Raw genomic sequence first — 12,460 nt, 5'->3', positions numbered from 1 at the left:
CAGCAGATAGAAGCGCAGGATTATGCTGCACCACTTTCAGCTGACGGATACAGACCGATATTAAAGTACGGAATTGCGCTGTACAAGAAGGGCTGCATGGTGAAGAAAGCAGAATAAAAAAATCGGCTCAATGTCAAATGTTGGAGTGGAGCACAAACAAAAATTTTTAAAACAACCGAGGAGACAGAGCTAAATCTGTCTCTTTTCGTTTAGTATTGAGTTGTGGAAAGAATAAATGTTGAGGCGGTCGCCCCAACATTTATTATAGAACCGTTTTGAACTTCAAAGGTATTTGCGAAACCAAGATACCATTTCATTATAGTAGCTTTGCAGCATGGCAGGATCCTCTGGCTGAGAATGTCCGGTATTCGGATATAAAACCAGCTTAGTCGGTAGATTAGGATGTGTGTCACGGATAGCCGTATATAGCTGCTTTGCAGCTTCCACAGGTGTTCTGCAGTCATCGGAACCGTGGAGTATCAGAAATGGACGGTCGATGTTTTCTGCGTAAGATACCACAGATTTTTTTAGATTTTCCATCATAAACTGTGGGAAAGAATCGAAGCCTGCGCTGCTTCCGGTTTCATCAGAGCTGGCATACATAATCTGATCGTTAGCAAGACTTCGCTGGGAAATATATGCTTTGAAGCGTTTAGAATGAGCAGCGATGTAGTTGGTCATATAGCCACCATAGCTACCGCCAGTAACGCCTAGGCGGTTTTCGTCAATCCAAGGAAATCTGCGAATAGCTTCATCTACAAATTGCAGGCAGTCATAATAAGGCTCTGTACGTCTGCCATCTCCCATATTCTGGTGCTTCCAGCCGTAGCCGCTGCTACCTCTTGGATTACAGCAAATGACGCCAAAACCTTCTGCAGCAAAGGCCTGGTGTTCTAAAGTCAGAGCATAGGTGTAAAATGGGTGAGGACCACCGTGGATATAGAGGATTACCGGATACTTTTTTCCTTCTTCCATATTGTGAGGCGGCAGAACCCAGCCGTGAACAGTACTGCAGCCATCTAAAGTAGGAACAGAAAAGTCCGTTGGCTGGCTGAGAGAAACATCCTGTAAAAACTCCTCTGCTGACTGAACGACCTTTTTAATGATACATCCTTCATCGATATCCACAAGGGCATAGGCTTCCGCTAACGTATCCTCACATACGCTGACCAGCACCTTTCCATCTTGAATTTTGCTGAGACCATGATAAGTGTGTTTTCCTCTGTTAATGGGCTGTGCATGACCGCCAGTGCTTTCGTCTAAAGGTAAGCGAAACAGCCCGCCTTGTCCTTGCCAGCCGCTGTGAAAGAGAACAAAGGTGCCGTCACTGCTTATTTGTAGTTTATCAAGTCCCATTCCGGAGCCTGCGTTATATGGAAATTGGACGCACTGGTAACAGTTTTCATCTGGGAAAAAGATCTGCTGACTGCTTGAACCGTCTGCTGCAATTTTGTACAGATAAGTCTCCGGAAATGTACCGGTGCTGATAGTCTTTGCATACTTCGCATCCATGACGCCTGCGATGATAAACTGTCCGTCAGGGGTGCAGACTGGGCGTAGTGGATTTGGATAGGAGACCATCCAAAGATTCCTGGTAAGCTGCAGGACTTCCCCGGTTAAGGTATCAATTTTCAAAAGGTCGTAGCCAAGATATTCTTCACTGTTTCTGAAACGGTTGCTAATACAGATGATTTGCTTGCTGTCGGGGAGCCAGTTATGATGGAGATAATCATAGCTGCCAGTGGTAATCTGCACAGGCTGCGTGCTGCCGTCAGATGGCACGATGAAAAGATGAGTGGCATTATCCGGTGTGCGAAAACCTAGACCGTCAAATTTATATCCGAGATTTTCAATCACAATAGGTGCATTACGATCAGGCACATCGCTAGAACTTTTGCTAATGCTTGAGGCAAAAAGGATTTTGCTCCCATCGGGGGACCATATAGGATCAGAGATCGGTGTATTTGAATGCACGATGGTAGTTAGCACAGCACTCTGCAGGTCATAAATTACAACACAGAATTGACCGCTCTGATACGACAGAAACAAAAGTTTGGTGCCGTCAGGGGAAAATACAGGGCGGCGTTCACCTGTACCACCGCCGGAAATAAGGCGCAGTTCTCCGTTAGAAAAGTCTTTCAGAATAATACCGTTTTCTGTAGAACTATAGGCAATTAAGTTCTTGGCGGCAAGATAATCTCCGCCAGTAAGTCTTTCAATAGTTTCGCAATCTTCAAATTTGGGAAGTCTTTTATGCTTTATCATGAGTTTCTCCTTTCAGATATTTTGTGAACCAGCTAATGAGTTCTTCACAGTATTTTTCTTTGCAGTTAGGATCTTCAGCAAGCTTATCATCGCCTGTCGGGAAAACAACCATGCGTATTTCCGACTGGGGCTGCCGCTCCTTGATAGAAGTAAAAAGCTGCTCTGCCTGTTCAAATCCGTAGATTTCATCGCGAAATCCGTGAAGCAGCAGAAGTGGCGTATGGATGTCGTCACAATGATAGACCACACTATCTTTTGTCAGATCGCCTAGATAATCCATCATGGAAAAATTGCCTGAGAGTACTTTTTGGGAAAGGGCAATACCTTTACAGGTTCCATAGGCTGTTGCCGGATTGGTAAGTCCGCTGATAATGGCACCTGCAGCAAAGCAGTTTTTTCTGGCAAGAAGGTGTCCGGCAATAAAGCCGCCGTAGCCGATACCGGAAACTGCAACAGGCAGTGCGGAGAGGGTATCATCTGCCAGAATATCTGTCAGCACTTTTTCTACTGTTTCCAGATTTTCAGCAGTTTCTCCATTCTTGTCTACAATAATAGGAATGATGGCAATTCCTGCCGCAGAAAGCTGCTGGAATAAAGGGCTGGCATCCTTAGAGTTTGCTTGCTGAAGCCATAGAACCGTTCCATAAACTTTGTCCTTCGGCAAAATAATGGTAGGTTTTCCGCAGAGTCGGATGATTGCCTGTGCGAAAATATTACAACTCATAAGGAGTGTTGAGATTTCCGCAAATTCATCTGCACCATGCATATGATTGTCAACGCCACCAAAGGCACAGCCAAAAGCGACAGCATTTTCAATTCCGTGGGCGTAAGTACCGCCGCCAATAGCAAGACACTGACCTCTGCGACCGCTGCAGTTTTCGTAGCAGTCGAGTAGGGTGTTGATAAACGGCGTATTGTCAGGAACTGCATGGGGAGCAACGAAGTCTTCTTCATAAGAAAAACCTGCAGCAGAAATGGCGTCGCTTGCAGCTTGTAGCTTTTCCCGGCTGCCGCAAACCGGAACTCTGCTGTCAAAGCTTGCAGAAAGAGCATAACCGTTATAATCCAGTACAGTCAGGCTCAGAGTCAGCTCTCCGGATACTTCATCCGCTAGATTAAGATTTAAGCCTTGACCATGATGCGCGCCGTGAGGAAAGAGCGCGCACAGCTTCTTGATTTCCTTACAGTCTGTACATTCTGAAAGAAGCTGCAGCAAAGCAGTAATCGGATTCACAGAAGCCTCAGGAGATGCGGCATGACCGGAGACACCATGGACAGTAAGTTTACAACCTTTGTCTGTCGGGGTAAGACTGTAGGTAATCTGATTGGAGGAGGCGGTCTGCACCAGCTTCGCTTCATCAATATTTTGAAGGACAGCCCAGGCTGAATCCGGAATAATATTGGTCGTATGGCCGCCGTGGACTTCCAGTATTTGTTGATGAACAAAGTGTCCTGTGATTTTGCCGTTTAATCTGCCTTTTTCCACGTTAATAACAGGGTAGACTGCGTCAGGAGAAAAACTCATAGCGGCAGGTCTGGTTTTACTGAAGTAGTGTAGAAGATCGCTGCTTCCGGACTCTTCATCCGTTCCAAGCACCAGGCGGACGCCGTTTCGCAGTGGAATTTGCAGATCCTTAATTGCTCGCAGTGCATAAAGTGCAGCCAGCGCAGGACCTTTGTCATCGGCAGTGCCTCTGCCGTAAATTTTTCCATCAGATACCTTCATGGTGTAAGGTTCCGTTACTTCCCAGCCTTCACCAGGTGCAACCACATCTAAATGTGCCAGAATGTCCAGAATGCGTCTGCCCGACTCAATTTGGACGATGCCAACGTAGTTTTCCCAGTTTTCTGTGTACAGGTTGTATTTTTCTGCGATAGAAAGACTTTGGGACAGGGCTTCTGCAGTATGTCTGCCATAGGGGCAGCCGTCTGATGGTTCTGCCTTAACGCTGGGAATCGCGACCAAGGTAGCTAGATCTTCTAAAAATTCGTCTTTGTGCGCTTCAAAATAAGCGGCTAGTTCTTTTTCATACATTACTAATACCTCTTTTCTTAAAAAAAGCGTGTAAGCAGAGTGCACACACGCAGAAATCAGACTATGAAATTATTTTTTTGCATGATATGGGTAATTCACCAGAATGAACTTTACATTACGGCTGGTTTCGTTATACCACATATGCTTCTTTGTGGATGGAAAATGGGCAGTATCCTCAGGATGTAGATCGTATCTGACATTATCAATTTCCAGTGTAAGGATTCCTTCCAGAACGTAGATAAATTCTTCGCCTTCGTGAGTAACAGGAAGCACCTTTTCCTCAGATTCGCCCGGAAGAAGAGTGTACATACGCGCGAGCATTTTCTTGTCATATCCAAAGGCGGAAAGATCGGTCTGAATCTGATTCTTGGCACTAATCTGCGGTGTATGACGGCTGTAACTTCTCAGAACATAATCATCCTTCGGCTGACTGGTTGCTAGAGATTCCATAATAATTTCCCGAGAATCGATGCTCAGTGCTTCAGCCAGCTCCAGAAGTGCGTCTACTGAGATGGTACTAATCCCACGTTCAAATTGAGAAAGAAAGCTGACGGAGAGTCCGCTTTTTTCACTGAGTTCTTTTAAAGTTAAATTTTGCTCAGTTCTGATTTTCTTTACATATTCACCTATGTTTGTAGACATAATGCTGATTGTCCTTTCATTGCTGTGTTTTATTTCTGTGTTTTATTTCTGTGTTTTATTTCTGTCTTCAGTATAGATGAATTTTCTATTTTTGTCAACTTGAATTATTTTAATATGAAATATATTGCGGGTAAATTTTGCGTATTTGCAAAAAATGTCGTAAAAATTATTTTATTGTGAAAATATAACTTGACAATTTCACGAAAGAGGAATATCTTATAAGAAAGAAAATACTTTTAACGCAGAAAGGATTTTAAAATGTATCAGAAAGAAGCTAGAAAGAGAAGAGAGAAAATTGCTGAAAAGCTAATAGACGGTCAGCTGCTGCTTTCTTTTGGTGGCAATGATGAGCTTGGAGTCGTTGGAATACCGCAAAGAGAGAAGACGGATAAGAATTTCTATTATTTGACAGGAATGAGCATTGCTGAAGGACTTTTGATGCTGGTAAAAGCACATGGTATGCTGCAGGAGTACCTTTTTGTAAAAAGAAGAACTGCAAATGAAGAATTTTATTTGGGACGAAGTCTTGATCCTACATACTACAGAGAAAAGACGGGAATCCAGGCAGTCATGTATATGGAGGATTTTGAAGATGTATTAGAATCGCTGGCTACCTGGACGAAGTTAGAGAAGGTCTATTTTTGCTCCAGCTTCGATGGATTTACCAAATATACCAGATATGAAAATATCTTGGCTGACAGAATTACCAGAGCATATCCGGGTGTTCAAATCGGAAGTTTAAGCAAGGAACTTGACTTTATGCGCCTGCGCAAAAGTTCACTGGAGGCTGCACAGATTCAGAAAGCCATCGATATTACAGAAGAGGCGCTGGCTGTGGCAGCAAAACAGTTAAAACCAGGAATCAGAGGTTATCAGATGCAGAGTATTCTCGAGCACGAAATTAAGATGCGGGGCGGCAGCGGAGATATCGTACAGGCCTTAATTGGAAAGGAAACCACTATCATGCATAATTTCTATGCCAATGAAGCTACTGCAAAGGATGGCGATTTATTTCTTGCGGATATTGCTACCTTCTATAACGATTATTGCTGTGATATTTCCAGAACCTATCCGGTAAACGGAACTTTTACTGATGAACAGGCTCATTGGTACAATGTGGTGCTCAAAACGCAGGAAATGACCATTGCCAGTATGAAACCTGGAAAAACCAGACAGGAGTGCGGACAGGAAGCTAATGCCTACTTCACAGAAGAGTTGCGTAAAGGTGGATATCTGAAGGATGGAGAAAGCATTGGAACTCTGCTCAGTGAATTTAGAATCAACTATGTAACCCCTGGAATGGTAAATCATGGAATTGGACTTTCCTGCCATGAAGAACGCGAAGATGAGGAGGGTAGGCTTGTTCCTGGTATGATTGTTGCCGTAGAGCCGGGCGTGTATTTTGGAGATAAGGATTTAGGCATCCGTATTGAGGATGATGTGCTGATTACAGAAACTGGCTGCGAAGTACTGAGCAGCAATATTCCGAAAACCATTGATGAAATTGAAGCAATGATGAAAAATAACACAATAGAAGAGTTATGATTGAAACGAGGTATTACAAGGAATATGACTATCTAAATAACATTACATATTTAGATGTGGCATCCATGGGGCTTCCGCCGAAGAGAACCCTGGATTATTGCAGGTCTTTTGCGGATGAATTTGCAAAAAGCTTTGGAAGAGTTAGCCTTGACGGAGTTTATGCACGTCAGAGGCTAAAGGTGCAGGCAGAGGTTGCAAGGCTGCTTCATACAGATTCGGATAATATCATGTTTACAGTGAATACGACACAGGGAACATCGCTGCTTGCGAAGTCGCTGGATTTGCAGCCGGAAGATGAAGTGATTTCAACAGCTATTGAATATCCAACTATTCTACTGGGATGGGGTCAGAGACAGGCAGAAGGTATTAGACTTAAGCTTATCAAAACGCAAAACGGAACGTTCTCGGCAGAAGATATCCTAAGCGAGATGACAGAGCGAACGAGAGTTGTGCATCTTTCTCTGGTACATAATCACACCGGATTCATGCCGGATATCGAAAGAATTGGAACAATTTGCAGGGAGAGAGAGATTATTTTTGCCGTAGATGCCATTCAGGCACTGGGCAGAGTACCGGTCGATGTTGAAAGAATGAACATCGACTATCTAAGCACAGCTGCATTTAAGGGTATGCTGGGGCTTCTCGGTACGGGTTTTGTATATTGCTGCCCGAAGTTGCAGCCAATGCTGAAGCCGGAGGTATACTCAGACTACAACATTATGTATGACGAAGAAACCATGACGAACATGATGCAGATACCGGTGCTTCCCTATAGACAAGGCTTAGAAGGCATACAGGGAGGATCGCTCTCCTCTTATGGCATTACAGCTATGGGAAAGAGCATAGAGCTGCTTCTTGAAATCGGTATTGATAGGATTTACACTCACTGTCTGAAGCTGGAGAACTTATTTCGCAAAGAACTTTCTCCGTTAGAAGATAAAATGAAAATCTTGGGGAGCAAAGACTGCAAACACTGGTCCGGTGTCATCTGCCTGAAATTTGATAAGAACAGAACGAAGCAGTTAAAGAACGCCTTTGCTGATAAAAAAATCTATGCACACATCAGAGAAGGGTATTTACGTATTTCTTTTCATTATTACAACAGCCAGGAACAAGCGCTTCTAGCAGCACAGACTTTGGCAGATGTACTGAAATAGTATTGTTATCAATTATTTCTAATTATAAATTTTATCTAAGAAAGGAAAAAAAATGAACACACAAGACACAAACCGTAAATTGCCTATGCGGGTAAAACTGGGCTATGCGGCAGCTTCGACAGCGCCGACAATTCAGATGTTAATTCAAATGTATTTTCTGGTATTCTTCTATGTCAGTGTACTGGGCTTGTCCGGCGGTGTAGCAGGGACAATCATCCTGATTGCAAGAGTTTGGGATTTTATCAACGATCCATTGATGGGCACGATGATAGAAAAGTCGAACAAGCCGGGTGGAACCTGTTTGTGGTGGATGAAGCGGGCGATGATTCCAATCGCAATTTTTATGGTACTATGTTATTCTGCACCAAATCTATCCTATACCATGAAAGTAGTTTGGGCGGCAGCAACTTTTATTTGCCTTGGCATGTCACAGACCGCTTATTCTATTCCGATGAGTGCGCTGCAGCCGAAGCTGACAACAGACAGAGCGGAAAGAGTAAAGTTGGGTACATATTCAGGCGTTTTCGGTAACATTTTAAATGCAGTCGTGCCGGCGGTTACAATGCCCCTTGTTGCAGTGCTGTCCACTTCAAATCCGGCAACTGCTTTTACCAAACTGGCGGCAATCTATGCATGTGTATATCTGTTAATGGGATTGATTGGAATTATTGGCTGTAAAGGTTATGAAGATAATGACTATGATACGGAAAAAGGAGAAAGTGCACCTGCACCGACTGTAAAGGAGATGTTCTCTGCGCTGGTACAGAACAAGATATCCGGCATTGTATTTCTGATTCAGGTCGTTAAGATGCTGTTCTCATCTTTACAAGGTTCCATGTTGTTATACTTCTGTACTTATCACCTAGGAGATGGAAACATTATGTCTGTCACAACTTCTGTCGGCGTGTTTTTCACCATCGGTGCGACGCTCCTTTTAGTTCCGCTTCATAAGAAGCTTGGTAATGCAGGCACGGGTGCTTTGGGTGCTGCAATTGATGTTGCGGCAATGCTGTTCATGGTGATTATTCATGTTTCAAATCCAAAGATATACATTTGTGGTGCACTTATCGCTGTTGCAGGCGCTTCACTGGCTACCAATATTCTGACGCAGTGTCTGATGGATTCTCTAGATTATGGAGAGTGGAAAACGGGAAGAAAAAATACAGCTGTAGTAATGAGTGCATATGGGATTGGAACAAAGATTGGTTTAGCATTTGGCGGGTCCATTGCAGCCTATGTCATCGGTCTGATTGGGTTCGACCCTAATGCAGCTACACAGCCGGCAAATATTGTCAATATTTTCTTCCATATGACGATTACCTCAGAAGCGGTCATCTATGGAATTGCGTTGCTGCTGTTCCTGTATCTGATGAGAGTTGAGAAAAGGCTGCCAATGATGCGTGCAGAAATTGCAGCAAGAAAAGAAAAGCAGGTTCAGTAAGAGTTAGAAAGGAATTCTGGAGAAATGGAAATTGAAAGAAAGATAGAACAGGCAGGCATTAAGCTTCCGGAGACTTCTAAATCTGATATGATATTTGTTCCTGTGAGACAGGTTGGAAATTGTCTGTTTACATCAGGGCAGATTCCTTTTGCGAACGGTAAACCAGTTGCAACAGGAAAGGTAGGAGATGAGGTATCGCTTGAGGAGGCACAAGAAGCTGCCAGATGCTGTACCGTTAATATGCTTGGTGCGATGAAAGCTTATCTGGGAGATTTAGACAAAGTGAAGCGTATTGTAAAAATACAGGTGTATGTGAGCAGCAAGACAGGGTTTTCTGAGCAGCATATCGTCGCAAATGCAGCTTCACAGCTTTTGTATGACATCTTTGGAGAGCTTGGAAAGCATGTAAGAACTGCAGTGGGCGTAAATCAGCTTCCGATGGATGTTCCTGTGGAAGTAGAAGCCATTGTAGAAATCTAAAAGGAGTATGAATATGGAGAATTTATCAAAGGTTCATGTAAAAATAAAGCCATTCTTGTCAGAAAATGTTGTCACATCTGTGGAAACAACTGTTGTTATGGAATCAGCCTCCTATAAAAAGGGCGACATTTTCGATGTGCATCCGGTATTTTATGCCGGGTGCGCGATGACAGGATATGGAACAGAGGATTTTCAGCTACAGGATGATACAGGAAGCTTTGGATTTACCTGTGAAGATGGTATGGGTGATTTTGGTCCGCAGCGTTCATATTACTTTGATAGAGATGTTTCAGGCAGGCTCGTAATAACATATCGTGCGAAAACTTTGGAAAAGAATCCAAAGAAAGCTGATCCTGGGTTCTCACTGTTTCAGACATATGGTGGATATACTGCATCAGGGCTTGCATTTTTGGTGCTGCCGATGAATGGAAAGTTTGAATTTTCTATAGAACACGATTTATCATCATTTTCTTCAAAGGCCGAGGCTGTCTGCAGCTATGGAAAAGGAAGTTTTTCAAAATGCTGTGAGGCAAAGGAACTGAAAGAAACCTTTTATATGGCAGGCAACCTGAAAGAGTTTCATAGGGAAGGAAGTAAGCTGCATATCATATGGCTTGCAGATGAAATTCGGATGATTGATGATTTTTGCAAAAGTATGGCGGAACTTTTCGATCATACAGAAAAAATGTTCCATGATGAGGATATTCCTTATTATATTTTCCTGTATCCTACGCCTAGAACTGTTGCAACCGGAACAGGACTGACCAGATGCTGCTCCTTTGGATTCGGTGATCAGTTAATCAATCAAATCGAAGAAGCCGAACCGATTATTGCGCATGAGTTAGTACATAATTGGCTGATTGTCAGCGCTGATAGAGAAGAAGAAATTTCTCTTTTCGCAGAGGGTACAGCAGAATTTTACAGCTGCTATATTCTTTTCTTGCTGGGAAAAATTGACTCAGATGGATATGTCGATATGATTAATGAAAAACTTCGTGCATATTATGTAAATCCATATAGCAAAGGGGATTTTGCCAGTGCATTCAGAAAATCATGGACCCATAGTTATGCACAGAGAGTGACATATGGCAGAGGTGTACTGGCATTGATTGAGCTAGATGCTTTGTTAAATCGTTGCACAGAAGGAAAAGTGAGAATGTATAATTTGATGGTTGAACTCCTGGACGGGGCAAAGGAAGGTATTCCGATGACTTGGAACAGATTTGTTGAGCTTGCGGATTTATACACTGCTGGAAAGGCTTCTTTGCGGCTTACGGAACTTATGGAGGAAGGTATTACTGCTCCGGCAGCGGACTTTTTCGGACCGGAATATACCATAGAGAAAGTTGCCGTGCCAGTCATGGATAATGGCTTTGATGATACGGTACGGTATTCTCAGGATCAAGTTGTAACAGGCGTAAAACCGGGATCTAATGCTGAAAAAGCAGGGCTAAAAAATGGAGATGTAATTCTAAAAGCGTCTTCTGAATGGGATGTCGTAGACGATGAAACCATGCATTTAGTCTATCAGGTGCGTCGTGGTGAGACGGAACTTACGATTGAATATTTACCAAGAGGCGAAAATGTACCGTGCTGGCAATATGTAAAATGTTAAACTGGAGGAGACTGCGTTACAGTCTCCTTTTAAATAATAGATAGTTAAAGTGTTTAGGAGGAAACAGAAATGAAAATCATCAATCAAAATGATATTGATAAAATCGTGGAGCCAAAGGAAATGGTAGAAGTCGTGGCGAAAGCCTTTGGTATCTATGGAAAAGGAGAATTTGCCATGCCGGAGAGGTATGGCTTTGAAGAAGGTGGCATGACGTTTTTGTACATGCCGTGCTTTACAGAGCATGCCTGCGGCACTAAAATGCTGGCGCTGGTACCGGAAAACAGGGAGCGCAGACTGCCGTCCATCGACGGTGTGGTGGTGTTAAACGACAGAACCACAGGACAGAGCAAGGCGCTGCTTGATGCAAAGAGAGTCACATCTTGGCGTACCGGCGCAACTGGCGCACTGGCAGCTAGAGAGCTGTCCAATGAAAATGCAGCATCCGTAGGGATTGTAGGCTGCGGTGTGCAGGGTTTTTCCCAGGGCGTGTGCATTTCAGCTGTGAGAAACATCAAAAAGATTTGCTTGTTTGACCCGTTCAAGCCGGAAGATGCACTGAAACAGTATGCCGAGGATTTACAGAAAGCAGCCATTGGCAATCCCGAAATGATCATCTGCAAAAGCGCAGAAGAATTGCTTTCCGGCTCTGATATCGTAGTGACGACAACCTTTGCGACAGAGCCGGTATTGCCTGAGGAGCCGGAGCTCTTAAAGGGAAAATGCTACATTGCAGTAGGTTCCTACAAACCATATATGAAAGAACTGTCGGACAGCCTCTTTGAAATTACCGAGGATGTGTATGTGGATTTGCCGTATGCCTGCGAAGAAAGCGGAGACTTATCGACAAGAATTGAAAAGGGACTTCTTGATGAGAAAAATGTAAAATGCTTACATAACGTGTTAGATGGAAGCCAGCCAAAACCTGCATCAGATACGGTAGTCTTTAAAACCGTAGGCATGGCGCTGGTGGATCTTGCAGCCGCAGAATACATCTGTGAAACAGCAGAGAAGGAAAACATCGGAGTGGAGGTCGAATTCTAAATGAAAACACTGGAGTATCTGGATTTTCATGTAGCAGGAGAGCCCTTTCGACTTATCACAAGAGGCTTTCCTGAGATCATCGGCAGCACCATGGCAGAAAAGCGCCATTATGCCACAGCACATCTTGACAATCTCAGAAAGATAGCGCTCCTTGAGCCACGTGGACACGATGACATGTACGGCGGTTTCCTCACGCCTCCTGTCAATGAGGAGAGCGACCTGGGCATCGTCTTTATCCA

10 protein-coding genes are annotated in these 12,460 nt (G+C 43.7%); 7 read left to right on the top strand and 3 right to left on the bottom strand.

Features of this window, described 5'->3' with window-relative positions; genetic code table 11:
- Positions 1–282 precede the first annotated feature (282 nt).
- From D1151_RS15735 to D1151_RS15725, 3 genes are all read right to left on the bottom strand, one after another.
- Positions 283–2,265, bottom strand: coding sequence for a S9 family peptidase (locus tag D1151_RS15735; RefSeq protein ID WP_161909506.1), 1,983 nt, complete (start codon positions 2,263–2,265; stop codon positions 283–285).
- A complete protein-coding gene (locus D1151_RS15730) occupies positions 2,252–4,300 on the bottom strand; it encodes a Sapep family Mn(2+)-dependent dipeptidase (protein WP_161909505.1) in 2,049 nt (682 codons plus the stop codon). The genes D1151_RS15735 and D1151_RS15730 overlap by 14 nt, the downstream gene beginning before the upstream one ends.
- A gap of 69 nt (positions 4,301–4,369) precedes the next feature.
- Complete coding sequence (locus D1151_RS15725; RefSeq protein WP_160202358.1) at positions 4,370–4,942, bottom strand: helix-turn-helix domain-containing protein; 573 nt, start codon at positions 4,940–4,942, stop codon at positions 4,370–4,372.
- Between the two features lie 258 nt (positions 4,943–5,200).
- Between D1151_RS15725 and D1151_RS15720 the strand changes: the two genes are divergently transcribed.
- The 7 genes from D1151_RS15720 to D1151_RS15690 form a co-directional block, all read left to right on the top strand.
- A complete protein-coding gene (locus D1151_RS15720; protein ID WP_160202357.1) occupies positions 5,201–6,487 on the top strand; it encodes a Xaa-Pro peptidase family protein in 1,287 nt (428 codons plus the stop codon).
- Complete coding sequence (locus D1151_RS15715) at positions 6,484–7,644, top strand: aminotransferase class V-fold PLP-dependent enzyme (RefSeq protein WP_160202356.1); 1,161 nt, start codon at positions 6,484–6,486, stop codon at positions 7,642–7,644. Before D1151_RS15720 ends, D1151_RS15715 begins: the two co-directional genes overlap by 4 nt.
- Before the next feature lie 52 nt (positions 7,645–7,696).
- Positions 7,697–9,085 (top strand): MFS transporter, encoded by a 1,389-nt coding sequence (locus D1151_RS15710; protein WP_161909504.1) that lies wholly within the window; start codon positions 7,697–7,699, stop codon positions 9,083–9,085.
- Positions 9,086–9,109: 24 nt separating this feature from the next.
- The gene (locus D1151_RS15705) at positions 9,110–9,565 is read left to right on the top strand and encodes a RidA family protein (RefSeq protein WP_160202354.1); all 456 of its coding nucleotides are present in this window, start codon (positions 9,110–9,112) and stop codon (positions 9,563–9,565) included.
- 13 nt (positions 9,566–9,578) lie between these two features.
- Positions 9,579–11,180 (top strand): PDZ domain-containing protein, encoded by a 1,602-nt coding sequence (locus tag D1151_RS15700; protein ID WP_160202353.1) that lies wholly within the window; start codon positions 9,579–9,581, stop codon positions 11,178–11,180.
- Between the two features lie 69 nt (positions 11,181–11,249).
- Positions 11,250–12,221 (top strand): ornithine cyclodeaminase family protein, encoded by a 972-nt coding sequence (locus D1151_RS15695; RefSeq protein WP_161909503.1) that lies wholly within the window; start codon positions 11,250–11,252, stop codon positions 12,219–12,221.
- Positions 12,222–12,460 (top strand): proline racemase family protein (locus D1151_RS15690; RefSeq protein ID WP_161909502.1); only part of this gene is annotated, 239 nt, incomplete at its 3' end.

This window comes from Emergencia sp. 1XD21-10 (genome assembly GCF_009936045.1).
Lineage (GTDB): Bacteria > Bacillota > Clostridia > Peptostreptococcales > Anaerovoracaceae > Senimuribacter > Senimuribacter intestinalis.
This window is presented reverse-complemented; position numbering and strand designations above follow the sequence as displayed.

Bases quoted from the DNA above. Each gene is read 5' to 3' on its own strand.
- D1151_RS15720 (WP_160202357.1), top strand. From the start codon at position 5,201: ATGTATCAGAAAGAAGCTAGAAAGAGAAGAGAGAAAATTGCTGAAAAG.
- D1151_RS15730 (WP_161909505.1), bottom strand. From the start codon at position 4,300: ATGTATGAAAAAGAACTAGCCGCTTATTTTGAAGCGCACAAAGACGAA.
- D1151_RS15715 (WP_160202356.1), top strand. From the start codon at position 6,484: ATGATTGAAACGAGGTATTACAAGGAATATGACTATCTAAATAACATT.
- D1151_RS15735 (WP_161909506.1), bottom strand. From the start codon at position 2,265: ATGATAAAGCATAAAAGACTTCCCAAATTTGAAGATTGCGAAACTATT.
- D1151_RS15705 (WP_160202354.1), top strand. From the start codon at position 9,110: ATGGAAATTGAAAGAAAGATAGAACAGGCAGGCATTAAGCTTCCGGAG.
- D1151_RS15710 (WP_161909504.1), top strand. From the start codon at position 7,697: ATGAACACACAAGACACAAACCGTAAATTGCCTATGCGGGTAAAACTG.
- D1151_RS15700 (WP_160202353.1), top strand. From the start codon at position 9,579: ATGGAGAATTTATCAAAGGTTCATGTAAAAATAAAGCCATTCTTGTCA.
- D1151_RS15695 (WP_161909503.1), top strand. From the start codon at position 11,250: ATGAAAATCATCAATCAAAATGATATTGATAAAATCGTGGAGCCAAAG.
- D1151_RS15725 (WP_160202358.1), bottom strand. From the start codon at position 4,942: ATGTCTACAAACATAGGTGAATATGTAAAGAAAATCAGAACTGAGCAA.